This window comes from Streptomyces sp. NPDC047869, assembly GCF_040704065.1.
In the GTDB taxonomy this organism is placed as follows: Bacteria; Actinomycetota; Actinomycetes; order Streptomycetales; family Streptomycetaceae; genus Streptomyces.
This window is the reverse complement of the sequence record NZ_JBEYRK010000012.1, coordinates 118995-143977: the sequence shown is the minus strand read 5'-3', so window position 1 is coordinate 143977 and position 24983 is coordinate 118995. Positions and strand designations below refer to the sequence as shown.

The following is a 24983-nucleotide window of genomic DNA, read 5'->3' as shown; positions in this document are numbered from 1 at the left end:
CGGTGGTACCGGCGGGGAAGCGCGTCTACGGCATGCGTGCGACCAGATAGCGGAAGACGTTCGGCATCCACACCGTCCCGTCCGCGCGCCGGTACGGATGCAGTGCCTCCGCCAGCTCCTTGTCCACCTGCTTGCGGTCGGTGGCCGCGATCGCCGCGTCGAAGAGTCCGGTCGACAGCAGGCCGCGTACGGCGCTGTCGACATCGGCGTAACCGAACGGGCAGGCCACCCGTCCCGAGCCGTCCGGCTTCAGCCCGGCCCGCTGGGCGACCTCCTCCAGGTCGTCACGCCGGGCCGGCCGCCAGCTGCCCGGGCTGCGCAGTGGATCGGCGAGCTTCGTCGCCACCCGCAGCACCGAGGAGGTGGCGCAGCGCTCCGGCGGGCCCCACCCGGCCAGCACCACGGCCGCCCCCCGCGCGGCCAGCGGCAGCGCGCCCGCGAGCAGGCCGCCCAGGCCCTCGGAGTCACCCGCCAGACAGCCGATCGGCTCGAACACGGTCATCAGGGTGTACGCGGGTGTCTCCGCGCCGGCCCGGCCGCCCGGTAGATCCTCGACGAGATTCGTGCCCGCGCCCGTGTCCGTTCCTCCGCTCGCACGCGCGCGCGTGCCGCGCGCCGCGTCCGGTGACAGGCGCTCGCGCGCGAGGGTGAGCAGTTCCCGGCAGGAGTCGACGCCGGTCACGGCGGCCCCTCTGGAGGACGCCATCAGCAGGGCGAGACCGGAACCGCAGTGCAGGCCCAGCAGCCGTGTCGCCGGCCCCACCTCGAGCCGCTCGTAGACGGCCTCGTAGAGCGGGACCAGCATTCGCTCCTGGATCTCGGACCAGTCACGCGCGCGTGCGCACGGGTTCACGCCGGGTGGTACGGAACCCGGGTGGGACAATTGCTCCCGCACGAGCGTAGGTGTCATAGGTAAGCGCCCCAATCCGCCGACAGTTCGTCGCAGTGCCCGATTGCGAGGCCCCCGTGCCGATCGCTCGCACCCTCCACCTATGTCAGGTAACTCCCGGCTCGCGATGCCGTCCAGGGGTCGTGGGGCCCTGCTTGGGAGCTGAGCGCACAAGTGGCGAGATTTCACATCCACGCAACCCGGGCGACCGTACGGTGTCCGCTCCCGCGCGGGACGGGCCGGTGACGAGGGGCGCGGAGCCACCCGGTAACGTCTCGATCGGCGCGGACGCAGACAGAGGTGACGGCCTCACGCGAGAGCGACCGAAACGCGCCTTGCGCATCCGCCGCCCACCGCCACAGCACCGCTTACACGCCGCGTCGTACGTCGGACTACGCACCGGCTTGGTATGAGCTGTGAGGCTTCTCCGCAGATCAGCGCACCCGCCCTCGTCAGGACGCATCAGAGGCAACTGACGGGTACGTGCAAATTATTTGGGATGCCCCGGAATAGGAACACAGTGGCACCCACGCTCGTTGTCATTACGTGAGCACGACACAGACACCACCTGTTCTCGCCGCAGAGCTGGCAGAGGCGTGGGCCGACATTCAGCGGTACCACCCCGAACTGCCCGACCTTGCCGCGCCAGAGTCCCTGATCGGGGAGTCGTCGTCCGCGTGCGGTCACGAACTCTCCTTCGAGCGCCTGCTCCACGAGGCCGTCCACGGCATCGCCGCCGCCCGCGGTGTCCGCGACACCTCCCGCGCCGGCCGCTACCACAACCGCCGCTTCCTCGCGATCGCCGAGGAACTGGGCCTGGACCACCCCGAGGAGCCGCATCCCAGCAGCGGCTTCTCGCTGGTCACGCTCAATCCCGAGGCGAAGCGGCGCTACCGTCCGACCATCGAGCGCCTCCAGCGCGCCCTGAAGGCCCACACGGCGGCCACCTCCGCCGACACCTCCCGCACCTTCCGCGGCCCGGCCGCCCGCCACGGCTCCTCGGGCGGCGGCGTCCGTGTCAAGGCGGTCTGCGACTGCGGCCGCAACGTCCGGGTGGTGCCCTCGGTCCTGGCCCAGGCCCCCATCATGTGCGGTGGCTGCGGCAAGCCGTTCCGGATCCCGGAGGTCGCGGGAGTGGCGTAGCGGCGAGCCGCGAGTACCGGCATCTCGTGGGTGCCGGAAGCGGGCTCGTCCCCGCGCGGCTGCCGACGGCACCTCGCGGCGCCGAGCGGCGCACCCGACGTGGCCTCACCCCCGCGCCGGGTGCCGCTCGGGCATGCCCGGGATCACCCCGTACCCCGTGGCGGAGTGCGACCCGATCGGTATGGCACAATGTCTAGCTGTACTCGACAGTCGCACAGGACCCCTCTCTCCTCCGGCTGACGCGTCCATCGGGCACTCGGGTACCGCAACCCCACGCGGCTGTTCGCCGTGCCCAACCACGTCAAAATCAGGAGAATCCACTCCCGTGGCAGTCAAGATCAAGCTGAAGCGTCTGGGCAAGATCCGTTCGCCTCACTACCGCATCGTCGTCGCCGACTCCCGTACCCGCCGTGACGGCCGGGCCATCGAGGAGATCGGCAAGTACCACCCGACCTACAACCCGTCGGTCATCGAGGTGGACGCCGAGCGTGTGGCGTACTGGCTGGGTGTCGGCGCGCAGCCGACCGAGCCCGTTCTCGCCATCCTGAAGAAGACCGGCGACTGGCAGAAGTTCAAGGGCGAGCCGGCTCCCGCGCCGCTGCTCGTCGCCGAGCCGAAGTCCACGCGTCCGTCGTTCGAGGCTCTCGGCGGTGACGACGAGGGCAAGGGTGAGGCCATCACCCAGAAGAAGAAGGCTGAGAAGAAGGACGAGGCCGCTGCCGAGTCCGAGTCGACCGAGGCCTGAGCACCATGCTCGAAGAGGCGCTTGAGCACCTCGTGAAGGGCATCGTCGACAACCCTGACGATGTGCAGGTCGCCTCGCGTGACCTGCGCCGCGGGCGCGTGCTGGAGGTCCGGGTCCACCCCGACGACCTCGGCAAGGTGATCGGCCGCAACGGCCGTACCGCGCGCGCTCTGCGCACCGTCGTGGGCGCCATCGGCGGCCGCGGTGTCCGCGTCGACCTCGTCGACGTGGACCACGTCCGCTGACGCTTATCGCAGCACCGGCTCGGGCCGGGGAGGGCCACTGGGCCGTCCCCGGCCCGTAGTCGTATGACAGGAGAGCAAGCACAGTGCAGCTGGTAGTCGCACGGATCGGACGCGCCCACGGCATCAAGGGCGAGGTCACCGTCGAGGTACGTACCGACGAGCCGGAACTGCGGCTCGGCCCGGGAGCCGTTCTGGCCACCGACCCGGCCTCCGCCGGACCGCTCACCATCGCCACCGGCCGGGTGCACAGCGGCCGCCTCCTGCTGCGCTTCGAGGGCGTCGGCGACCGCACCGCCGCCGAGGCCCTGCGCAATACCCTGCTGATCGCCGAGGTCGACCCCGAGGAACTGCCCGAGGGCGAGGACGAGTACTACGACCATCAGCTCATGGACCTCGACGTGGTCACCGAGGACGGCACGGAGGTCGGCCGGATCACCGAGATCTCGCACCTGCCCTCCCAGGACCTGTTCATCGTCGAGCGCCCGGACGGCAGCGAGGTGATGATCCCCTTCGTGGAGGAGATCGTGACCGAGATCGACCTCGAGGAGCAGAAGGCCGTCATCGCGCCGCCGCCCGGCCTGATCGACGACGCCGCCGAGATCGCCTCCTCCCGGGAGGAGGACGCATGAGGCTCGACGTCGTCACGATCTTCCCCGAGTACCTCGAGCCGCTGAACGTCTCCCTCGTCGGCAAGGCCCGCGCGCGCGGGCAGCTCGACGTCCACGTGCACGACCTGCGCGCGTGGACCTACGACCGGCACAACACGGTCGACGACACCCCCTACGGCGGCGGCCCCGGCATGGTCATGAAGACCGGACCCTGGGGCGACGCGCTCGACACGGTGCTCGCCGACGGCTACGAGACCGGCGCCCGGACCCCCGCGCTGATCGTGCCCACCCCCAGTGGCCGTCCCTTCACCCAGGAACTGGCGGTCGAACTCTCCGAGTGCCCCTGGCTGATCTTCACACCGGCCCGCTACGAGGGCATCGACCGGCGCGTCATGGACGAGTACGCGACCCGGATGCCCGTCCACGAGGTCTCCATCGGCGACTACGTGCTCGCCGGCGGCGAGGCGGCCGTCCTGGTCGTCACCGAGGCCGTGGCGCGGCTGCTGCCCGGCGTCCTCGGCAACGCCGAGTCCCACCGGGACGACTCCTTCGCGCCCGGCGCGATGGCCGGCCTGCTGGAAGGTCCCGTCTACACCAAGCCGCCCGTCTGGCGCGGCCGGGACATCCCCGAGACGCTGCTCAGCGGCCACCACGGCCGGATCGCCCGCTGGCGCCGCGACGAGGCCCTGCGGCGCACCACGGCCCACCGGCCCGACCTGATCGAGCGCTGCGACCCCAAGGCCTTCGACAAGAAGGACCGGGAGATGCTCTCCATCCTGGGCTGGGAACCGGACCCGGCGGGGGAGCCGTACGGCCGGTTTTGGCGCCAAGCCGACGGCATGGAACAATAGGCCGCTGTTGTGCGTCCGTCCGGCGTGCGCCCCTGCCACAGGGGGACACGACGCCCGCACCGACTCGCACGGCAGTCCTCATGGAAACCTAGTTCCCGTTGATGACCTGTGGCATCAGCGAAGAAAGCAGACGAAATGTCTCACCTGCTCGACACCGTCGACGCCGCGTCGCTGCGCAGCGACGTCCCCGCCTTCCGCCCGGGTGACACCGTCAACGTCCACGTCCGCGTCATCGAGGGCAACCGCTCCCGTGTGCAGCAGTTCAAGGGCGTTGTGATCCGTCGCCAGGGCTCCGGTGTCCGCGAGACCTTCACGGTCCGCAAGGTCTCGTTCTCCGTCGGCGTCGAGCGCACCTTCCCGGTGCACACCCCGATCGTCGAGAAGATCGAGCTGGTCACCCGTGGTGACGTGCGCCGCGCCAAGCTGTACTACCTCCGTGAGCTGCGCGGCAAGGCCGCGAAGATCAAGGAGAAGCGCGAGAACTGAGCGCTTTTCCTTCGGTCGCATCGGGGCGGATAGCATCTGGCTCCGATGGACACCGAAGCACAGCCGACGCAACGCGACCGCTCCTCCCGACCCGGTACCACGGGGACGGAGGGACGGTCGCGTTTCGCGTTGGTGCCGCGGATCGCCGCATGGCTGCCGGGCGGCCGGATCACCCTCACCCTCTTCGTCTGTCTTGCGTTCCTGCTCCTCCTCAACGCTTTCGTGGCACGGCCGTTCCAGATCCCGAGCGGATCCATGGAACAGGGATTGAGGATCGGTGACCGCGTCCTCGTAAATAAGTTGGCGTACCGTTTCGGTGCCCAGCCGCTCCGCGGTGACGTGGTTGTCTTCGACGGAACCGGGTATTTCGGGGACGCCGACTACATCAAGCGCGTTGTAGGGGTAGGGGGAGACCATGTGGTCTGCTGCGACAAGGAGGGGAGGCTCGAGGTGAACGGCCGGCCGGTCGACGAGACGGCGTTCCTCCATCCCGGGGACAGCCCGTCCAGCGTCCCCTTCGACGTCGTCGTGCCCGCGGACCGCCTGTTCGTCCTCGGAGACCACCGCAGTCGCTCCAGCGACTCCCGCGACCACCTGGGCTCGCCCGGCGGCGGCATGATCCCGGTGGACGACGTCATCGGCCGGGCCGACTGGGTCGCCTGGCCGTACGGTCACTGGCGGCACCTCACCCGGCCGTCGGCCTACGCGCGCGTGCCCGCGGCCACCTCCGCGGAGGACGCGCATGGGTAACCGGGGCAAGCCGCGCGGAGCGCCGGCCAGCGCCGCCGAGAGCCTGCTGCCCACCGGGACCCGCCGCACCGGCTCCGGAACGGGCGGTGGCCGCACGCGCGCGGAGCGGCGCCAGCTCCAGCGCAAGGTGAAGCGCAAGCGCAGGCGGTCAGCCGTTCGGGAGATCCCCCTTCTGGTCGGTGTCGCGGTGCTCATAGCCCTCGTCCTGAAGACGTTCCTCGTGCAGGCGTTCGTGATCCCGTCCGGCTCCATGGAGCAGACGATCCGGATCGGCGACCGTGTCCTGGTCGACAAGCTCACCCCGTGGTTCGGCTCCAAGCCGCAGCGCGGGGACGTCGTCGTCTTCCACGACCCGGGCGGCTGGCTGGCCGACGAGCAGACCACCCAGAAGAAGGACGACCCGGTGGTCGTCAAGCAGTTCAAGGAAGGCCTCACCTTCATCGGCCTGCTGCCCTCCGACAACGAGAAGGACCTGATCAAGCGGGTCATCGGGGTCGGCGGGGACCACGTCAAGTGCTGTGACGCGCAGGGCCGGGTCACCGTCAACGGAAGTCCGCTGAGCGAGACCGGCTACCTGAATCCGGGCAGCGCCCCCTCCATCACCCCCTTCGACATCACCGTGCCGCAGGGACGCCTGTGGGTGATGGGCGATCACCGCGACAACTCCGCCGACTCCCGCGCGCACCAGAACACGCCGTACGGCGGCACGGTCTCCGAGGACTCGGTGGTGGGCCGGGCCATGGTGATCGGCTGGCCCATCGGCCACTGGACCAGCCTCGACGAACCTAAAACCTTTGCAAGCGTTGCCGACTCCGTGTCGGGGTCGACCGCGTCCCCTCCGCTGTCGCATAGGGTTGCCTCCGGCGATCCGAACGGAATGACCCGCCTCCCGACCCCTGCGGAACTCCCGCTCGTTATGGGAGTGGTGGGCCTGCACCGTGGATGGCGCAGGCGGCGGCAGAGAGTAAGGAGTTGGCGTGGGGGATGTGGCGGTTGGCGCACGGTCGGGACACGACGGCGAGGAGCACCGCGGGCACCCCGTGGAGTCGAACGCCCCCGCTCCGAACAGCGCCGTGACGTCCGGGAACTCCGACTTCTCGGCGTCCGACGACGGCGGTCCGGAGGAGCACCGGCACCAGAGCGACGGCGAGGGCACGGACGGGACGGCGAACCGGCCGAAGAAGCCGCGCTCCTTCTGGAAGGAACTGCCGATCCTGATCGGCATCGCGCTGGTCCTGGCCCTGCTGATCAAGACGTTCCTGGTGCAGGCGTTCTCGATCCCCTCGGACTCGATGCAGAACACCCTCCAGCAGGGTGACCGCGTCCTGGTCGACAAGCTCACCCCTTGGTTCGGGTCCGAGCCCGAGCGCGGCGAGGTCGTCGTCTTCCACGACCCGGACAACTGGCTGGCGGGCGAGCCCGCGCCCAACCCGAACCCGGTGCAGAAGGTCCTGAGCTGGATCGGCCTGATGCCGTCCGCCGAGGAGAAGGACCTGATCAAGCGGGTGATCGGAGTCGGCGGCGACACGGTCGAGTGCAACAAGACCGGCCCGCTGAAGGTCAACGGCAAGGCGCTGAACGAGCCCTACGTCTACCCCGGCAACACGCCATGCAGCCTGGACGACCAGGGCGGCCAGTTCAAGGTGAAGGTCCCCAAGGGCTACATCTGGGTGATGGGCGACCACCGCCAGAACTCCCGTGACTCCCGCTACAACCAGTCCGACAGCCACCACGGCATGGTCCCCGTCGACAAGGTCGTCGGCCGCGCCATCGTGCGCGCCTGGCCCATCAACCGCTGGGGCACGCTGCCGGTGCCGGACACCTTCGACCAGCCCGGCCTCGGTCAGCAGTCCTCCGCGGCCGCGTCCCTGACCGTGGCGCCGCAGGGCGTGGCGCTGGCGGCCGTGCTGCCGGTGGCGGTCTGGCGGCGCGGGCGCACCGACCGGCTGCGGACCGGCGTCCAGGCCACGGCGGCCGCCGGAAAGCGCTGAGCCCGCCGGCCGTGCGTGTGGGGCCCCTCTGTGAAGCTCCGGGAAAGCTGTTCCCAGGGTCCTGAAAGAGGGGCTGCCCCCGTTCGGTACCGGCAGGTAGGGTGCGGGTCCATGAGCGGCGAGAGCACGACGCGTACGGCCCCGCGCATCGCGGGCACAGGCACGGCACGGGCCGGCGGTGGCCGGCTCGCGGAGCGGCTTTCCGGGGTGGCCATGGCGCTGGGCCTGGTGCTGTTCCTCGGCGGCTTCGCCTGGGGAGCGGTGGTCTACCGTCCGTACACCGTGCCGACCAGCTCGATGGCGCCGACCATCGACGCCGGTGACCGGGTGCTGGCCCAGCGCGTCGACGGCACCGAGGTGCGGCGCGGCGATGTGGTGGTCTTCCGCGACAAGAGCTGGGTCACCAACGCCAACGTGGTCAAGCGGGTCGTCGCGGTCGGCGGCGACACCGTCTCCTGCTGCACCGACGGCAAGCTCACCGTCAACGGCAAGAAGATCGACGAGCCCTATCTGCCCGCGGGCAGCCCGGCCGAGATCAAGAAGATCCCGACCATCACCGTCCCCAAGGGCCGGCTTTTCCTCCTCGGAGACGAACGCCAGGGCTCCCTGGACTCCACCGCCCACCTCACCGACGCCGCCCAGGGCACGGTGGCGCGCGGCGCCGTCTCGGCACGCGTCGACTCCGTGGTCTGGCCCATGAACGGCATGCTCGAGCGCCCCACCGGATTCAAGGCGCTGGGCGCCCTCTCCCAGCCGGGCCCGCTCCGGACCATCGAGCTGATGATCGTCGGCGGCGCTGTCCTGGTCCTCGGCGGCGGCGTGTACGGCTCGATCGCCAAGCGGCTCGGCCGCAAGCGCAACCGCCCGGGTCCCGCCGGTGCCCGCTGAGACCACGCGGCCCGGCGAGGACACCCACGAGGGCGGACCGCGCAGGGTGGCCCGGGTGGTCCTGCTCGACCCCGAGGACCGCATCCTGCTGCTGCACGGTCATGAGCCGGACGATCCGGCCGACGACTGGTGGTTCACCCCAGGTGGCGGTCTGGAGGGCGACGAGACGCGCGAAGAGGCCGCGCTGAGGGAACTCGCCGAGGAGACCGGCATCACCGACGTCGTCCTCGGCCCGGTGCTGTGGCGCCGGCGCTGCTCCTTCCCGTTCGCGGGCCGGCGCTGGGACCAGGACGAGTGGTACTACCTGGCCCGCACGAGCCGGACGGACGTCGCGGCCCTGGGCCTGACCGAACTGGAGCGGCGCAGTGTCGCCGGAGCGCGCTGGTGGACGTGCCAGGAACTGACCCGGGCACATGAGACGGTGTATCCGACCAGACTCGCCGGGCTGCTGCGCACGCTGCTCGACGAAGGTCCCCCCGCCAAGCCCGTGACTCTGGACACGGAAATCGTCTGAGGGCTCGTCGGACTGGCGCACAATGGGGGGATCGCACGGCTGAAGGGGAACATGCCATGAGCGCCGAGGACCTCGAGAAGTACGAGACCGAGATGGAGCTGAAGCTCTACCGGGAGTATCGAGATGTCGTCGGTCTGTTCAAATACGTGATCGAGACCGAGCGGCGCTTCTACCTCACCAACGATTACGAGATGCAGGTGCACTCGGTCCAGGGCGAGGTGTTCTTCGAGGTGTCGATGGCGGACGCCTGGGTCTGGGACATGTACCGGCCGGCCCGGTTCGTGAAGCAGGTGCGCGTCCTCACCTTCAAGGACGTGAACATCGAGGAGCTGAACAAGAGCGACCTCGAGCTCCCGGGCGGCTGACCCTCCCGGATTCCGTCCTACGGGTGACGGGGTTGTCCACAACCGGCGAGTAGCCCACCAAGATCCACTTCTGTTCGCATGCTGCGTGACCGTGGGTGCCGGAGGTGGTGCCGACATGAGCAGGGCACGCAGTGGACTCGGCAGGTACGGCGAGGATCTGGCCGCACGGCGGCTGACCGAGGCAGGGATGACCATCCTGCGGCGCAACTGGCGCTGCGGTCGTTCCGGCGAGATCGACATCGTGGCCCGGGACGGGAACACGCTGGTCGTCTGCGAGGTGAAGACCCGCAGGGCCGGCGGCTTCCAGCATCCGATGGCCGCCGTCTCGCCCGAGAAGGCGCGACGCCTGCACGGCCTGGCCGAACGCTGGATCCAGGCCCATGGCGGAGCCCCGCCGGGCGGCGTCCGCATCGACCTGGTCGGCGTGCTGCTGCCCCGCCGGGGAGCCCCGGCCGTCGAGCATGTGCGCGGGGTGGTCTGAGATGGGATTCGCCCGTACGTGCTCCGTCGCCCTCGTCGGCGTCGAGGGCGTGGTCGTCGAGGTGCAGGCCGACCTGGAACCCGGGGTGGCGGCCTTCACCCTGGTCGGCCTCCCGGACAAGAGCCTGACGGAGAGCCGGGACCGGGTCCGGGCGGCGGTGGTGAACTCGGGCGGCGAATGGCCGCAGAAGAAGCTCACCGTCGGACTGAGCCCGGCGTCCGTGCCCAAGGCCGGCTCCGGCTTCGACCTGGCCGTCGCCTGCGCGGTGCTCGGCGCCGCCGCCCGGATCGACCCACGGGTCCTCGCCGAGATCGTGATGATCGGCGAGCTGGGACTGGACGGGCGGGTGCGGCCGGTACGGGGCATCCTGCCCGCCGTCCTCGCCGCCGCCGACGCGGGGTACGAACAGGTGGTCGTACCCGAGAGCGCCGCCGCCGAGGCCTCGCTGGTCCCCGGGGTGTCCGTGCTCGGTGTGCGCAGCCTGCGGCAGCTCATCGCCGTCCTCACCGACGAGCCCGTGCCCGAGGAGGACCCTGACGGACAGGGGCGCCCGGACCCCCTGCTGGCCGGGCTGCGCGTGCCCGGCACCGCGGTGGCCACCGGCATGCACGGCGGCGGCGCTCCACAGCCCGACCACGACCTGGCCGACGTCGTGGGCCAGACCTCGGCGCGCACGGCCGTCGAAGTGGCCGCCGCCGGCGGGCACCACCTGTTCCTCGAGGGTCCGCCGGGCGCCGGCAAGACCATGCTCGCCGAGCGGCTGCCCGCCGTGCTGCCCCCGCTCACCCGGCAGGAGTCGCTGGAGGTCACGGCGGTCCACTCGGTGGCCGGACTGCTGCCCCCGGGCAAACCCCTCGTCGAGGTCGCGCCCTACTGCGCCCCGCACCATTCGGCCACGATGCAGTCCCTCGTCGGCGGCGGCCCGGGCGTGGCGCGGCCGGGCGCCGTGTCCCTGGCCCACCGAGGGGTGCTGTTCCTGGACGAGGCGCCCGAGTTCCATGGCCAGACCCTGGACGCCCTGCGGCAGCCGCTGGAGTCCGGGCACGTGGTGATCGCCCGCAGCGCGGGAGTGGTCCGGTTCCCCGCCCGGTTCCTGATGGTGCTGGCGGCCAACCCCTGCCCGTGCGGGCGGTTCTCGCAGCGGGACTCCCTGTGCGACTGCCCGCCGTCGGCGATCCGCCGGTACCAGGCCCGGCTGTCCGGCCCGCTGCTGGACCGGGTCGACCTGCGGGTAGAGGTCGACCCGGTCACCCGTGCCCAGCTCACCGAACCCGGGGCCCGGGGCGAATCCTCGGCGGCCGTCGCCGACCGGGTCCGCGCGGCCCGGGAGCGGGCCGCGGCCCGCCTCGCCGGAACGCCCTGGGCAACCAACAGCGAGGTGCCCGGCAGAGAGCTGCGCAGCCGCTTCCACGCCGGCGCCGGCACGATGGACGAGGCCGAGCGGAGCCTCGAGCGGGGCGTGCTCACGGCCCGCGGCATCGACCGGGTGCTCCGCGTCGCCTGGACGGTCGCGGACCTCGTCGGACACGACCGCCCGGACGCCGGCGACGTCTGCCTCGCGCTGCAACTGCGCACCGGAATCCCACGGGGCGTGCCCATGGCCCTCGGGGCCCTGACATGACCGCGGGGACCGACGCGGAGGAGGAGCGGCTGGGGCGGGTCTTCCTCGCCCGGGTCATCGAGCCGGGAGACGAGGCCGGCGGACGGTGGCTGCGGGAGTTCGGGGTGGCGGAAGTGGTCCGGCGGCTGCGCGACGGTGGGCGGCGGCTGCCGGGGGTGAGCGGGAAACGGTGGGACGGGCTGGTGGCGCGGGCCGGGCGGGCCGAGCCGGAGCGGGACCTCGAGGAGGCGCGGAACGCCGGTGTGCGGTTCGTGTGCCCGGGCGACACCGAGTGGCCGGGCCGGCTCGACGACCTGGGCGACGGAAGGCCCATCGGGCTGTGGGTGCGCGGCACGCCCAGTCCGCGAGTATGGGCGCTCGGCTCGGTAGCCGTGGTCGGGGCACGCGCCTGCACCGAGTACGGGACGCATGTGGCGGCCACCCTCGCCGCCGGGCTGGCCGAACGGGGATGGGTGGTCGTGTCCGGCGGGGCCTACGGCATCGACGGGGCCGCCCACCGGGGTGCCCTGGCCGCCGGCGGGGCTACCGTCGCCGTGCTGGCCTGCGGCGTCGACCGGCCCTATCCGCGTGGCCACACCGCGCTGATCAACCGGATCGCGGAGCAGGGACTGGTGGTGGGCGAGCTGCCGCCCGGCGATCATCCGACGCCGAGCCGGTTCATCCTGCGGAACCGGGTGATCGCGGCGCTCACCCGGGGCACCGTCGTCGTGGAGGCGGCCTGTCGCAGCGGCTCGCTGGTCACCGCGCGGGCCGCCGAGCGGCTCGGCAGATTCACGATGGGGATCCCCGGACCCGTCACCAGCTCTCTCTCCGCCGGGGTGCACGAACTGCTGCGCGGCGGGGCCACGCTGGTCACCGATGCCGCGGACGTCATCGAACTCGTGGGTGACATGGGTGAGCTGGCCCCGCCCAGGCACGGCCCCGTCCTCCCACGTGACCTGCTGGAACCGGCCGCGCGGGCCGTCCTCGCCGCCCTGCCCGGCAACCGCCCGGCCGGCGCCGGGGAGATCGCGCGCGGCGCGCGGACCACCCCGGACGACGCGATCGCGAGACTGTACGAACTCCGAGCACTTGGCTACGTCGAACGACACGGCGACGGCTGGAAGTTGACACGCCAGGCGCTGATCTCGGCCCGGGGCGGCCCGGCTCCGTGCTGACCCAGCGTGTTCGGCCGTCCGGGGGAACGCCCTAAGCCCTTGGTAATTCCCGGAGTTGGCGCATCCGGGTGGTCACGCAGAGCAAGCTGCCGACTGCGGTGGTCGTACCGGTGGAGAAGCTCCGCGCAGGGGTGGTGCCTCGTTGTTCGCACACCGCGACTCCGTAGTCACGCTACGCTCACGAAGTCCGGGCGCAGACCGCGCCGACTCGACACCAGACCGACAGCTCACCCGGGTGCCCCACTCGGCCCGCGGTGACCCACCGAGCCCACTTCCGCCCACCACCCCGGCTCGCACCACCCCTCAGCACTTCACGGCAGATCACGGCACTTCACGGCAGAACGGCACAAGGCGACGAATGCCCCAGCACACCTCCGGCTCCGACCGGGCGGCGGTCCCACCGGCCGCCCGCGACGGTGGCAGCGTGCGGCCGCCCGCTCCCTCGACGCTCGACGAACTGTGGCGGTCGTACAAGGCGACGGGGGACGACCGGCTGCGGGAGCAACTGATCCTGCACTACTCGCCGCTGGTCAAGTACGTCGCGGGCCGGGTCAGCGTCGGTCTGCCGCCCAACGTGGAACAGGCCGACTTCGTCTCCTCGGGCGTGTTCGGACTGATCGACGCCATCGAGAAGTTCGACATCGACCGGGAGATCAAGTTCGAGACGTACGCGATCACCCGGATCCGGGGCGCCATGATCGACGAGCTGCGGGCGCTGGACTGGATCCCCCGGTCCGTCCGGCAGAAGGCGCGCAACGTCGAACGGGCCTACGCCACCCTGGAGGCGCGGCTGCGGCGGACCCCGACGGAGGGCGAGGTCGCCGCCGAGCTGGACATGGAGGTGGACGAGCTGCACGCCGTGTTCAGTCAGTTGTCGCTGGCCAACGTGGTCGCGCTGGAGGAACTGCTGCACGTCGGCGGTGAGGGCGGCGACCGGCTCAGCCTCATGGACACGCTCGAGGACACCGCCGCCGACAACCCGGTGGAGGTCGCCGAGGACCGGGAACTGCGCCGGTTCCTCGCGCGCGCGATCAACACCCTGCCGGAGCGGGAGAAGACCGTCGTCACGCTCTACTACTACGAGGGGCTCACCCTCGCCGAGATCGGCAATGTGCTCGGGGTCACCGAGAGCCGGGTCAGCCAGATCCACACCAAGTCGGTGCTGCAGCTGAGGGCGAAGCTGGCGAGCTTCGGACGCTGAGTTGCTCCCGTTCGCGGGGACGCGTCCGTAAAGTGGTCGACGTGCCAAGGATTCGAGCGGCCTCCGTGGCCGAGCACCGGTCGATGCAGCGAGCCGCCCTGCTGGACGCGGCTCGGTCCCTGCTGTCCGACGGCGGGACCGACGCGCTGACCTTTCCCGCGCTGGCCGAACGGACGGGCCTGGCGCGGTCGTCCGTGTACGAGTACTTTCGCTCGCGCGCCGCCGTGGTCGAGGAACTGTGCGAGGTCGACTTCCCCGTCTGGGCGGCGGAGGTCGCGGCGGCGATGGAGCGCGCGGCGACGCCCGAGGGCAAGGTCGAGGCGTATGTGCGGCAGCAGCTGGCGCTGGTCGGGGACCGGCGGCACCGGGCGGTCGTGGCGATCTCGGCGAGTGAGCTGGACGCGGGGGCGCGCGAGAAGATCCGCGCGGCTCACGGAGGGCTGGTCGCGATGGTCGTCGAGGCGCTGGCGGAGATGGGGCACGAGCAGCCCCGGCTGGCGGCGATGCTGTTGCAGGGGGTCGTGGACGCGGCCGTGCGGCGGATCGAGCTGGGTGCGGCGGAGGAGCCGGCCAGGATCACGGACACCGCTGTGCGGATGGCCCTGCGGGGGGTCCAGGGCTGAGTGCTGCCGCTGGGCGGGATTTGGTTTGCCCCTCGCTTCCGGGGCGGTGCCTTGCCGCGCTGGTGGATGCGGTAGTTCGCCGCGCTCTCAGGACGCCCTGTGCCGGCCCGGGCCGGTAGGCGCCGCGCTCGCCCGCGCTTGCGGGGTGCCGCTGCGCCCACCCGTGCCGCCCCAGGCGGGCACGCATGCCCGCAGCTGTGCGGGCATGCGTGCCCGCGTTTACGCCGGACGTCGCTGTTCGTGGTTACGCCAGTGCGTCTGCCGCTGCCGGGTGGGTGCCGACCGCGGCGGCACGGATGCCCGCGGCTCAGCGCTCGCCGCCCTGCCGCTAAGCCCGGACGTTCAGTACCGGGAGCAGTCGGGAGGGGCCCCCGCGCAGGAGCCACGGTGGGAGCAGGGTCAGCGGGTTCAGGTAGGTCTCGCCGGTCAGCAGGCCCCAGTGGACGCAGGTGGCGGGGCAGTGCTGGGCCGTGGCCTCCACCGTGCCGACCACGTCACCGGCGTCCACCTCGTCGCCCTTCCGCACCGACGGGGCCACCGGCTCGTACGTCGTGCGCAGAGCCGTCCCCGTCAGCGCCACCGACACCACACCACGCCCCGCCACCCGCCCGGCGAAGGACACCCGGCCGGGTGCCACCGCCCGTACCGGGGCACCGGCCGGCGCACCCAGATCCACACCCCGGTGCCCGGGGCCGTACACCGTCGCCGGTGGCTCCCAGCCCCGTACCACCACCGGCCGGATCCCCACCGGCCAGGCGCGGGCGATGGCCGGGACCGGTGCCCGCGAGGGCGGTGAGGGCGCGGGGGCCGGGGTGCCCGCGGAGGCCATGGGCGTAGGCACGAGCGCCGCGAGACCGAGCACCAAGCCCGCCCACCCACCCGAATGCCGCATCACTCGTCGCATGCCGAAACCCTCCCGCACCCCCGCGATCACGGCCGGGATCTGTGGACCACTCCCCGGTTGTGGACAGCGGCGTCACCCGGTGCCCCGGCGGTCCCGTACACTTTCTCTGGCGATCCGGGTCACCGGGTCGACTTCGCACGCCCCGGTACGGGTCTCGTCGGACGGCTTCCGTCGGACGGTCCGTATCAGCGCCCCTCGGTCCCTCGTGGCACCGGCGCAACGCGGGCGTCAGGCGCGACGGCCGACCGGCTGTTGCGGCACAACCGAGAAATTCAAGGAGATACGGCCATGGCCGTCGTCACGATGCGGGAGCTGCTGGAGAGCGGCGTCCACTTCGGTCACCAGACCCGTCGCTGGAACCCGAAGATGAAGCGCTTCATCTTCACCGAGCGCAACGGCATCTACATCATCGACCTGCTCCAGTCGCTGTCGTACATCGACCGCGCCTACGAGTTCGTCAAGGAGACCGTCGCCCACGGCGGCACGGTCATGTTCGTCGGCACGAAGAAGCAGGCGCAGGAGGCCATCGCCGAGCAGGCCACCCGCGTCGGCATGCCCTACGTCAACCAGCGCTGGCTGGGCGGCATGCTCACCAACTTCTCGACCGTCTACAAGCGCCTGCAGCGCCTGAAGGAGCTCGAGCAGATCGACTTCGAGGACGTGGCCGCCTCCGGCCTCACCAAGAAGGAGCTGCTGGTCCTCTCCCGCGAGAAGGCCAAGCTGGAGAAGACCCTCGGCGGTATCCGCGAGATGCAGAAGGTGCCCAGCGCCGTCTGGATCGTGGACACCAAGAAGGAGCACATCGCCGTTGGTGAGGCCCGGAAGCTGAACATCCCGGTCGTCGCGATCCTCGACACCAACTGCGACCCCGACGAGGTCGACTACAAGATCCCGGGCAACGACGACGCGATCCGCTCCGTCACCCTGCTCACCCGTGTGATCGCCGACGCGGTCGCCGAGGGCCTCATCTCCCGCTCCCGTGTCGCCACCGGCGACAAGGGCGAGAAGGCCGCGGGCGAGCCGCTCGCCGAGTGGGAGCGCGACCTGCTCGAGGGTGAGAAGAAGGCCGACGAGGCCGCCCCCGCCGCTGAGGCCGAGAAGCCGGCCGAGGCCCCCGCCGCCGAGGCCGAGGTTGAGAAGCCGGCCGAGGCTCCCGCCGCCGAGGCCGCCCCGGCCGCCGAGGGCGAGCAGGCCTGACGTCGACGTGGACGGTGGGGGCGGTACGGAATCCACTGCGCCCCCGGCGCGGATGAGTCCGCCCCCACTGTTCACCCGTAGGTCGGCACGCCGTCCGTGATCCACGGTTACAAGTGGACGCGGACCGTGCTCATCTCCGTTCTCCGAAGACTTCGAGAAAGACTCACAGACTCATGGCGAACTACACCGCCGCCGACGTCAAGAAGCTCCGTGAGCTGACCGGCGCCGGCATGATGGACTGCAAGAAGGCGCTGGACGAGGCCGACGGCAACGTCGACAAGGCCGTCGAGGCGCTGCGCATCAAGGGCCAGAAGGGCGTCGCCAAGCGTGAGGGCCGCTCCGCCGAGAACGGCGCCGTGGTCTCCATCATCGCCGACGACAACTCCTCCGGCGTCATCGTCGAGCTGAAGTGCGAGACGGACTTCGTGGCCAAGGGCGACAAGTTCCAGGCCGCGGCCCGGACCATCGCCGAGCACGTCGCGAAGACCTCCCCGGCCGACATCGAGGCCCTGCTCGCCTCCGAGATCGAGGCCGGCAAGACCGTCCAGGCGTTCGTGGACGAGGCCAACGCCAACCTCGGCGAGAAGATCGTCCTGGACCGCTTCGCGCAGTTCTCCGACGGCTACGTCACCGCGTACATGCACCGCACCATGCCCGACCTGCCCCCGCAGATCGGTGTCCTGGTCGAGCTGGACAAGCCGAACGCCGAGGTCGCCAAGGGCATCGCCCAGCACATCGCCGCCTTCGCGCCGAAGTACCTCGCCAAGGAGGACGTGCCGGCCGAGGTCGTCGAGTCCGAGCGTCGCATCGCCGAGGAGACCACCCGCGCCGAGGGCAAGCCCGAGGCCGCGATCGCCAAGATCGTCGAGGGTCGCGTCAACGGCTTCTTCAAGGACGCCACGCTGCTCGGCCAGCCGTACGCGCTGGACAACAAGAAGTCGGTCCAGAAGGTACTGGACGAGGCCGGTGTCACCCTGAAGCGCTTCTCGCGCATCAAGGTCGGCATCTGAGTCCGTACCGCGATCGACGCGCGACCCCTATAGGGTCGACAGCAGTCGTCCGCGCACACCGCCACACCCGGGCACGTGGCGGACGGCAGCAGATCTGACGAGGAGGCCATTGCCGCGCATGGGAGCGAAAAGCGACCCCAACCGGCAATGGCCTTCTTCGTATGTGCAACACGTGAAAGAGGCGGGATCTCCATGACCACCAAGGCCCAGAAGAGCGACGACGGCAAAGTACGCGGCCGGTTTCTGCTGAAGCTGTCCGGAGAGGCCTTCTCCGGTGGCGGGGGCCTGGGCGTGGACCCGGACGTGGTGCACAAGATCGCCCGCGAGATCGCGGCCGTCGTCCGGGACGGCGCCGAGATCGCGGTCGTCATCGGCGGCGGCAACTTCTTCCGCGGCGCCGAACTCCAGCAGCGCGGCATGGACCGCGCCCGCTCCGACTACATGGGCATGCTCGGCACCGTCATGAACTGCCTCGCCCTCCAGGACTTCCTGGAGAAGGAGGGCATCGACAGCCGGGTGCAGACCGCCATCACCATGGGCCAGGTCGCCGAGCCGTACATCCCGCTGCGCGCCGTGCGCCACCTGGAGAAGGGCCGCGTGGTCATCTTCGGCGCCGGAATGGGCATGCCGTACTTCTCCACCGACACCACCGCCGCCCAGCGCGCCCTGGAGATCGACGCCGAGGCGCTGCTCATGGGCAAGAACGGCGTGGACGGCGTCTACGACTCCGACCCCAAGACCAACCCCGACGCCGTCAAGTTCGACGCCCTCGGCTACGGCGAGGTCATCACCCGGGACCTCAAGGTCGCCGACGCCACCGCCGTCACCCTGTGCCGCGACAACAGCCTGCCGATCGTCGTGTTCGAGCTGCTCGCCGAGGGCAATATCGCCCGGGCCGTCAAGGGTGAGAAGATCGGCACACTGGTGGGTGACCAGGGCAGCCGGGACTGACCGGCACACCTCGGCGCCCGGGGTACGACACCTGTCCGGGGGACGGACGGGACGCACCCGGGCCGGGGGATGGACAATGTCCTGCCGGTCGGGAACCGTGCAGGTAGAAGACGCGACGCAGCCGGCCGCCGCCCGACAGAGGAACCGCAGCCGGGCCTTACTCAAGACACGCAGGAGCAAGTGGTGATCGAAGAGACCCTCCTCGAGGCCGAGGAGAAGATGGAGAAGGCCGTCGTGGTCGCCAAGGAGGACTTCGCCGCGATCCGCACCGGCCGTGCGCACCCGGCGATGTTCAACAAGATCGTGGCCGACTACTACGGCGCGCCGACGCCGATCAACCAGCTGGCTTCGTTCTCCGTGCCGGAGCCGCGCATGGCTGTCGTGACCCCGTTCGACAAGAGCGCGCTGCGCAACATCGAGCAGGCGATCCGGGACTCCGACCTGGGCGTCAACCCGAGCAACGACGGCAACATCATCCGCGTGGTGTTCCCCGAGCTCACCGAGGAGCGCCGCCGCGACTACATCAAGGTCGCCAAGGGCAAGGCGGAGGACGCCCGGGTGTCGATCCGCTCGGTGCGCCGCAAGGCCAAGGACGCCATCGACAAGCTGATCAAGGACGGCGAGGTCGGTGAGGACGAGGGCCGCCGTGCGGAGAAGGAGCTCGACGACACCACCTCGAAGTACGTCGCTCAGGTGGACGAGCTGCTGAAGCACAAGGAAGCGGAGCTGCTCGAAGTCTGATGAGCCACTCTTCCTGGGGGGCGCCGCCGACGGCGGGGCAGACCGGCTACTGGGGGCCCACCGAGGGTGGGCCTGTCCACCGGGCTGCCCCGGCGGGGCCCGCGTACGATGCGCCTGAGGCGCAGCAGACTCGCCCCATGCCCATCGTGCCCGACGTACCCGCGCATGGCGGAGACCAGGACGACGACCGGGGGGCTGCTCGGCTGAGCGGCCCCTTGTTCCGCAACGAGACGCAGAATCCGGAGCCCATGCCCGACGCCCCGCAGCCGGCGCCCGCGCCGCAGAAGAAGAGCGCGGGCCGCGACCTGAGCGCCGCCATAGGCGTCGGGGTCGGGCTCGGTGTGGTGATCATCGCGTCCCTGTTCGTCGTCAAGGCCGTCTTCGTGGGTGTCGTCGCGGTCGCGGTGGTCGTCGGGCTGTGGGAACTGACCAGCAGGCTGCGGGAGCGCAAGGACATCGGCGCGCCGCTGGTGCCGCTCGCGGTGGGCGGTGCGGCGATGGTGGTCGCCGGGTACGTCCGGGGCGCCGAGGGCGCGTGGGTCGCGATGGCGCTGACCGCGCTCGCGGTCCTGGTCTGGCGCATGACGGAACCGCCGGAGGGCTACCTCAAGGACGTCACCGCCGGTGTCTTCGCGGCGTTCTACGTGCCGTTCCTCGCCACGTTCGTCGCGATGATGCTCACCGCCGACGACGGCCCCTGGCGGGTGCTGACCTTCCTGCTCCTGACGGTCGTCAGCGACACCGGCGCCTACGCCGTCGGCTGGCGCTTCGGCAAGAACAAGCTCGCCCCGCGCATCAGCCCCGGCAAGACCCGAGAGGGCCTGCTGGGCGCGGTGGCGTTCGCCATGGTCGCGGGCGCGCTGTGCATGGAGTTCCTCATCGACGACGGCCGCTGGTGGCAGGGCCTCCTCCTCGGTCTCGCCGTCGCCGCCAGCGCCACCCTCGGGGACCTCGGCGAATCCATGATCAAGCGCGACCTGGGCATCAAGGACATGGGCACCCTGCTCCCCGGTCACGGCGGCATCATGGACCGGCTGGACTCGCTGCTGCCGACGGCGCCGGTGGTCTGGCTCCTGCTGGTGCTGTTCGTCGGCTCGGCCTGAGCCGCCCGGAGCGAGCGCACGGAGAACGGGCCCCACCCTGTGGCCAGGGTGGGGCCCGTCGTTGTGGGCGCCGAGCTCAGGACGCGGTGCGGATGGCGGCGATGTCGAACTGGAGGCGGACCTTCTCGCTCACCATGGCCCCGCCCTGGGCGAGCCTGGCGTCGTAGGTCAGACCCCAGTCGCACCGGTTGATGGTCGTGGTGCCGTCGAAGCCGACCCGCTCGTAGCCGAACGGGTCCGTCACATGGCCGATGTAGGTGAGCTCCAGGTCGACGGGGCGGCTGACGTTCTTGATGGTGAGGTCGCCGGTCATCCGGTACACGTCCTCGCCGGCGAGCCGCACGGCGTTGCTCGTGAAGGTCATCCGCGGGTACGTCGCCGCGTCCAGGAACTCGCGGCCCACCAGATGGGCGTCGCGCTGCTCCACCCCGGTGTCCACGCTCGCCGTGTACATCACGATGTCGGCGCGGGAGCGGGCCGGGTCGCCGGCGTCGAAGTAGAGCCGGCTCTCGTACTCCGTGAAGGCACCGCGCACCGTGGTCACCATCGCGTGCCGCACGGAGAACCCGATCCTGCTGTGCGCGGGGTCGATCGCCCACTCCCCGGTGAGGGACGCCAGACCGGGATCGGGCAGGACGGCGGTGGCACCGGGCGCCGAGGCACTGTGCGTGGCGGGGGAGGCGGGCGCCTCCAGACGCCGCTGGAAAGGGCTGCGGCCGAAAAGGTTCATGGAGCACCTTGCTACGGCAGCGTGCCCGGCCCGGCAAGACCCGACCAGGAAACCCGACCGTTCACCCGCAGAACTTCACAGGTGGGGAGGGGCGTGGACCGGGCGGGTGCGAGGATGGGCGCGGGCTCGTACAACTAGTCGCCGCGGCCGGTGTCCTCGCTGTCCTGACCGTCGTTCCCGGCCCGGACATGGCCGTCGTCACGAAACGGGCCCTGGCATGCGGCTGGCGGGACGGGCTGCGCACGGTCGGGGGCATCACCGCCGGCGTGCTCACCTGGGGCGTGCTCACCGTGGCCGGGCCGGCTGCGGTAATGGCCGCGTCCGCCGCCGCCTACACGGTGGTCAAGCTGGTCGGCGCCGCGTACCTGGCGTGCTCGTCGGGTGTCCTCCACGGTGGCAATGTGGAAGATGTGAAAGCTGAGGACAGCTCAGCTGGTATGTGGCAGCTACGGCGGTCGAATCACGCGTTGCTGCTGATTCCGATCGTCCTCATCGTGGTGATCACGGCGGTCGACCAGCTGGTCCCGGAGGACGTCCATCTCGGCCCGCTGCTCGTGATCGCCCCCGCGATCACCGCCTCGTTCACGGGCGCGTGGCTCACGGGCGTGATCGGCACCCTGGCGGTGGCGGCACAGGCCTACATCGGCTGGCACTTCGGCGTGCTCTTCTCACGCAACGTACTGGTCCAGATCCTCGCCCTCACGGTGCTCTCGGCCCTGAGCGTGGTCTTCTGCCTGGTGCGCGAGCGGCGCCAGCGCCAGCTCGCCCAAGTGCGGTCGGTCGCCGAGGCCGCGCAGCACGGCCTGCTGTGGCCGCTGCCGGAGCGCATGGGGTCCCTGCAGATCGCCTGCCTGTACCTGGCCGCCGAGGACGAGGCGAAGATCGGCGGCGACCTGTACGCGGCCACCCGCATCGCCGGCGGCGTGCGCCTCATGATCGGGGACGTCCGCGGCAAGGGGCTGTCCGCGATCGGCGAGGCCGCTCTGCTCCTCGGAGCCTTCCGCGAGGCCGCCCACCGGCACGCCACCCTCCCCGACCTGGCCACGACGCTGGACCACAGCGTCACCCGTTACCTGGCCGACTTCGAGCCGACCGCGGAGGCCGGTGAGCGGTTCGCGACCATGCTGCTGCTGGAACTCCCCGACGACGAGCACGTCATCCGGATGATCAGTTGCGGACACCCGCCTCCGCTGCTGCTCAGCCCGAACAGCGCCCTCACGGTCCCCGGCCTACACCCCGCACCACCCCTGGGGACCACGGAAACCGGGCCGGAGGCGTACGCCATCGACGCGGCCTCCTTCGAGCCCGGCGACACCCTCCTGCTCTACACCGACGGCGTCATCGAAGCCCGTGACCGCGACGGCCGCTTCTACCCCCTGGAGACGCGGGTCGCCCAGTGGAGCAAGAGCGGCCCCGAATCGCTGCTCCACCACATCCACCGCGATCTGCTCGCCCACACCCGCGGACGCCTCAACGACGACGCCGCCCTCGTCGCCCTGCACCGCCACGGACACCGCCGTCACGGCCGCGTCATCCACTCGAGCGGCTTCGGCCACACCCCGTGAAACACGCGGGTGCCCGACCGCGCCTCCTGCCCAAGGCCCGGTCCGCCCCGGCGTGGCCGATGACGCGGAAACGCCGCGGGCCGGCGGGCCCGGGCGTGACCGTCACTGGTCCGAGCCCTGACGATGAGAGACCTGGCCCCGGACCGTGCGCCACTGCGACCGCGTCTGCTCGACGACCTTGTCCCACTGCCGGCGGACCTCACGGTCGGACGGGCGGTGACCCGCGCGGATCCGGCCGAGTTCGTCGCGTACTTCCCGTCCCAGTGCCGCCGAGGCGACCAGGGCGAGCATGACCGTGAACAGGGCGGAGATCATCGCGAAGACCGCACCGACCACGCCGTAGCGGGCGGCGGAGGAGTTGAAGAGATGCGGCATGTAGATGGCCGCCCCCACCGAATACGCCGCGGTCAGGACGGCGCCGGTGACGGCGAAGGGAATCAGGTCCGTCCAGCCGATCCGATTCGCCGACAGGAGCCGGCCGGTCCAGACGAGGAACACGGCGGTCACCGGTACCTCACACACCAGGGCGACCAGGCCCAGCCCGTGCCCGCCGAGGAGCGCGGAGAGCAACGTGATGACCGCCGCGTAGCCACCGAGAGACAGGATCCACCACAGACCGTTGCGCGTGTTCCGCACACTGAGGGGCTTGAGTTCCCATGCCTGCTCGAAGAGCCGCTGCGCCGCTCGCGTGAAACTCAGCATCGAGATCGCCAGAAACGCGACGCCGAAGACGCCCACACTCGCGCTGGTCCCTTCGGCGGGAGAGAACAGTGACCTGACCGCATCGGCGCCCGCGCCGGTGAGGTTGTAGCGCTGGATGATCCGCTCAGCGGCGTCGTACTGCCCGAAGACGGCGCCGAGGAGGATGGAGACCGGGACCAGCGCTGTCAGGGCGCTGGACGCGAGGGCCATCGAGCGGTCGAAACCCACGATCTTCTGGAACCGGTTGATGACCCGCAACGCGAACGCGGGCCGCAGCCAGAACGTCAGTGTCCTGACGAGGCGCTCTCGATTGATCTCCGCCGTCCTGCCTTCCATGGGGATCGGGATCTTTATGGGCGAAGAGAGCGTAACGGACGCCAGTAGGGTCGATAAGGGCGACACGAGAAGCGGCCCGCCGGCCGCACGACTGCCCTGGCGAGCGAGGCCGCAGGTCACCCCAAATGGATCTGCGACACTGGTACCACCATGCCCAAGCCCGGAGAACTCGCAGTGACCGGGCAGCAATAAGCCCCCCACCAGCGCGTTCGGCGCGGATAGGGGGCCCTGGTGTTGGTCACGGGGCCGTCTCTGGGCCGTCAGGCTCGCGCGGGGCCGGCAGAAGCACCCGATCCACGGCCTTCCTCGTACGCTCCTGGCTCGACGGCATCAGGTGCGCGTAGACCCGCAGGGTCAACCCAGGGTCGGAGTGGCCCAGGCACTCACTGACGGCCTTGAAGCTCTCGCCGGCATCCAGCAGCAGCGAGGCGTAGAAGTGCCGCAAGGCGTGCATGCCGTGCTCGCGAGCGGCCTCGTACTTACCGTCCGCCCCGGCCTCCGCGATCAACCCAGCCGCCGCAAGAGCGGGCTTCCACTCCTGGGTGTTGAAGTTGCTGCGCCAGACGAGGCCGCTCGCGGTGTTCGTGAACAGGAGACGGGCCGACACCTTCGGGCCGTCCGGCTTACGCCAGGGCAACGTGATCTCGACCGGCGTGCAGACGTCTAGGTGGGCCCGAAGGGCCTCAGCCACCGACGGCGGCAACGGAGCGTCCCGCTCGTTGTTGCATTTCGGAGGAGCAAACACGGCCTTGCCCCGAATCAGCTTCACCTGCCGGACCACCCGAACAGTGCCGCCGTGGAAGTCGACCGCGTCCTCAGCGAGCCCGAGGATCTCACCCTGACGGAGCCCGCATCCGGCGCCCACATCGACCATGGGCCGGTAGGGCTGAGGGAGTGCCGCACGGACCGCGCGAACCTCGGCAGGCAGCCACGGCACCACGCGTCGCTGCTCGACGGCCGGCGGGCGGACGGATTTCGCGGAGCACGGCTTACGGGGCAAGAGCCCGTCGTCAACGGCCGCACTGAGCACGGCTCGCACGTCGCCGTAGATGTTCCGCGCATAGCCCCCGCTTACGGCTGGGTCGTTCTCCAGCGCGCTCACCAAGCCGCGGATGTGCTCCGGGCGGAACGAATCCAGTGGCCGGGAGCCGATCAGCCGGAACGCGTGCAGGCGCAACCGCTGCCC

26 protein-coding genes and 2 pseudogenes are annotated in these 24983 nt (G+C 70.8%); 23 read left to right on the top strand and 5 right to left on the bottom strand.

The features are described 5' to 3' along the window. Positions 1-25 precede the first annotated feature (25 nt). Positions 26-910, bottom strand: a complete 885-nt coding sequence (locus AB0924_RS18040; RefSeq protein WP_366911899.1) for an SAM-dependent methyltransferase — start codon at positions 908-910, stop codon at positions 26-28. A 525-nt stretch (positions 911-1435) separates the two neighbouring features. On the opposite strand from AB0924_RS18040, the gene AB0924_RS18035 reads away from it, so the two are divergent. The 17 genes and pseudogenes from AB0924_RS18035 (at position 1436) to AB0924_RS17955 (ending at position 14558) form a co-directional block, all read left to right on the top strand. Next, positions 1436-2032 carry a hypothetical protein gene (locus AB0924_RS18035; protein ID WP_358936800.1) on the top strand — a complete coding sequence of 199 codons (597 nt, stop codon included), beginning with the start codon at positions 1436-1438 and terminating at the stop codon, positions 2030-2032. 325 nt (positions 2033-2357) lie between these two features. Continuing rightward, the gene (gene rpsP, locus AB0924_RS18030) at positions 2358-2777 is read left to right on the top strand and encodes a 30S ribosomal protein S16 (RefSeq protein ID WP_358936798.1); all 420 of its coding nucleotides are present in this window, start codon (positions 2358-2360) and stop codon (positions 2775-2777) included. Between the two features lie 5 nt (positions 2778-2782). Continuing rightward, positions 2783-3022 carry an RNA-binding protein gene (locus tag AB0924_RS18025; protein WP_005479813.1) on the top strand — a complete coding sequence of 80 codons (240 nt, stop codon included), beginning with the start codon at positions 2783-2785 and terminating at the stop codon, positions 3020-3022. A gap of 83 nt (positions 3023-3105) precedes the next feature. Continuing rightward, a complete protein-coding gene (rimM, locus tag AB0924_RS18020; protein ID WP_358936795.1) occupies positions 3106-3651 on the top strand; it encodes a ribosome maturation factor RimM in 546 nt (181 codons plus the stop codon). Beyond that, a complete protein-coding gene (trmD, locus tag AB0924_RS18015; RefSeq protein ID WP_358936793.1) occupies positions 3648-4481 on the top strand; it encodes a tRNA (guanosine(37)-N1)-methyltransferase TrmD in 834 nt (277 codons plus the stop codon). The genes rimM and trmD overlap by 4 nt, the downstream gene beginning before the upstream one ends. 135 nt (positions 4482-4616) lie before the next feature. Then, positions 4617-4967, top strand: coding sequence for a 50S ribosomal protein L19 (gene rplS / locus AB0924_RS18010; protein ID WP_199212174.1), 351 nt, complete (start codon positions 4617-4619; stop codon positions 4965-4967). Between the two features lie 45 nt (positions 4968-5012). After that, on the top strand, positions 5013-5717 hold the full coding sequence (lepB, locus tag AB0924_RS18005) for a signal peptidase I (RefSeq protein WP_358936788.1): 705 nt from the start codon (positions 5013-5015) through the stop codon (positions 5715-5717). Continuing rightward, a pseudogene (gene lepB, locus AB0924_RS18000) lies at positions 5710-6804 on the top strand (signal peptidase I); the annotation flags it as partial. The gene lepB (AB0924_RS18005) and the pseudogene lepB (AB0924_RS18000), both read left to right, overlap by 8 nt. Then, positions 6695-7708, top strand: a complete 1014-nt coding sequence (gene lepB / locus AB0924_RS17995) for a signal peptidase I (protein WP_358936786.1) — start codon at positions 6695-6697, stop codon at positions 7706-7708. The pseudogene lepB (AB0924_RS18000) and the gene lepB (AB0924_RS17995), both read left to right, overlap by 110 nt. A 111-nt stretch (positions 7709-7819) precedes the next feature. After that, a complete protein-coding gene (gene lepB, locus AB0924_RS17990) occupies positions 7820-8596 on the top strand; it encodes a signal peptidase I (RefSeq protein WP_366911898.1) in 777 nt (258 codons plus the stop codon). After that, complete coding sequence (locus tag AB0924_RS17985) at positions 8586-9110, top strand: NUDIX hydrolase (RefSeq protein ID WP_366911897.1); 525 nt, start codon at positions 8586-8588, stop codon at positions 9108-9110. The genes lepB (AB0924_RS17990) and AB0924_RS17985 overlap by 11 nt, the downstream gene beginning before the upstream one ends. Positions 9111-9166: 56 nt before the next feature. Beyond that, a complete protein-coding gene (locus AB0924_RS17980; protein ID WP_003965949.1) occupies positions 9167-9475 on the top strand; it encodes a DUF2469 domain-containing protein in 309 nt (102 codons plus the stop codon). A gap of 85 nt (positions 9476-9560) precedes the next feature. Continuing rightward, positions 9561-9956: a YraN family protein gene (locus tag AB0924_RS17975; RefSeq protein ID WP_358936780.1), complete on the top strand. Its 396-nt coding sequence runs from the start codon at positions 9561-9563 to the stop codon at positions 9954-9956. 1 nt (position 9957) lies between these two features. Further along, positions 9958-11577 (top strand): YifB family Mg chelatase-like AAA ATPase, encoded by a 1620-nt coding sequence (locus AB0924_RS17970; RefSeq protein ID WP_366911896.1) that lies wholly within the window; start codon positions 9958-9960, stop codon positions 11575-11577. Continuing rightward, positions 11574-12734 (top strand): DNA-processing protein DprA, encoded by a 1161-nt coding sequence (dprA, locus tag AB0924_RS17965; RefSeq protein ID WP_358936776.1) that lies wholly within the window; start codon positions 11574-11576, stop codon positions 12732-12734. The genes AB0924_RS17970 and dprA overlap by 4 nt, the downstream gene beginning before the upstream one ends. A gap of 358 nt (positions 12735-13092) precedes the next feature. Next, entirely contained in the window at positions 13093-13935 is an 843-nt protein-coding gene (gene whiG / locus AB0924_RS17960; RefSeq protein ID WP_366911895.1) for an RNA polymerase sigma factor WhiG, read from the top strand. A 65-nt stretch (positions 13936-14000) separates the two neighbouring features. Next, on the top strand, positions 14001-14558 hold the full coding sequence (locus AB0924_RS17955) for a helix-turn-helix domain-containing protein (protein WP_358936894.1): 558 nt from the start codon (positions 14001-14003) through the stop codon (positions 14556-14558). 328 nt (positions 14559-14886) lie between these two features. Here AB0924_RS17955 and AB0924_RS17950 read toward each other — a convergent pair whose 3' ends face one another. Continuing rightward, complete coding sequence (locus tag AB0924_RS17950; RefSeq protein ID WP_366911926.1) at positions 14887-15387, bottom strand: M23 family metallopeptidase; 501 nt, start codon at positions 15385-15387, stop codon at positions 14887-14889. Between the two features lie 363 nt (positions 15388-15750). Here AB0924_RS17950 and rpsB point away from each other — a divergent pair, with 363 nt between their 5' ends. The 5 genes from rpsB (at position 15751) to AB0924_RS17925 (ending at position 20464) form a co-directional block, all read left to right on the top strand. Continuing rightward, positions 15751-16659, top strand: a complete 909-nt coding sequence (gene rpsB / locus AB0924_RS17945) for a 30S ribosomal protein S2 (protein ID WP_358936771.1) — start codon at positions 15751-15753, stop codon at positions 16657-16659. Between the two features lie 173 nt (positions 16660-16832). Next, positions 16833-17669 (top strand): translation elongation factor Ts, encoded by an 837-nt coding sequence (gene tsf, locus AB0924_RS17940; RefSeq protein ID WP_358936769.1) that lies wholly within the window; start codon positions 16833-16835, stop codon positions 17667-17669. 192 nt (positions 17670-17861) lie between these two features. Beyond that, the gene (pyrH, locus tag AB0924_RS17935) at positions 17862-18620 is read left to right on the top strand and encodes a UMP kinase (protein WP_358936767.1); all 759 of its coding nucleotides are present in this window, start codon (positions 17862-17864) and stop codon (positions 18618-18620) included. Positions 18621-18803: 183 nt separating this feature from the next. Next, positions 18804-19361 carry a ribosome recycling factor gene (gene frr, locus AB0924_RS17930; protein ID WP_358936764.1) on the top strand — a complete coding sequence of 186 codons (558 nt, stop codon included), beginning with the start codon at positions 18804-18806 and terminating at the stop codon, positions 19359-19361. After that, positions 19361-20464 carry a phosphatidate cytidylyltransferase gene (locus AB0924_RS17925; RefSeq protein ID WP_358936762.1) on the top strand — a complete coding sequence of 368 codons (1104 nt, stop codon included), beginning with the start codon at positions 19361-19363 and terminating at the stop codon, positions 20462-20464. Before frr ends, AB0924_RS17925 begins: the two co-directional genes overlap by 1 nt. 76 nt (positions 20465-20540) lie before the next feature. On the opposite strand, the gene AB0924_RS17920 is transcribed toward AB0924_RS17925, so the two are convergent. Next, a complete protein-coding gene (locus AB0924_RS17920) occupies positions 20541-21194 on the bottom strand; it encodes a YceI family protein (RefSeq protein WP_358936760.1) in 654 nt (217 codons plus the stop codon). Between the two features lie 8 nt (positions 21195-21202). On the opposite strand from AB0924_RS17920, the gene AB0924_RS17915 reads away from it, so the two are divergent. Then, on the top strand, positions 21203-22759 hold the full coding sequence (locus AB0924_RS17915) for a LysE family transporter (RefSeq protein ID WP_366911894.1): 1557 nt from the start codon (positions 21203-21205) through the stop codon (positions 22757-22759). Positions 22760-22861: 102 nt separating this feature from the next. On the opposite strand, the gene AB0924_RS17910 is transcribed toward AB0924_RS17915, so the two are convergent. Together AB0924_RS17910 and AB0924_RS17905 are read right to left on the bottom strand one after the other, a co-directional pair. Beyond that, the gene (locus AB0924_RS17910) at positions 22862-23797 is read right to left on the bottom strand and encodes a hypothetical protein (RefSeq protein WP_358936755.1); all 936 of its coding nucleotides are present in this window, start codon (positions 23795-23797) and stop codon (positions 22862-22864) included. 238 nt (positions 23798-24035) lie between these two features. After that, positions 24036-24980, bottom strand: a pseudogene (locus AB0924_RS17905) (site-specific integrase); the annotation flags it as partial. Positions 24981-24983 lie beyond the last annotated feature (3 nt).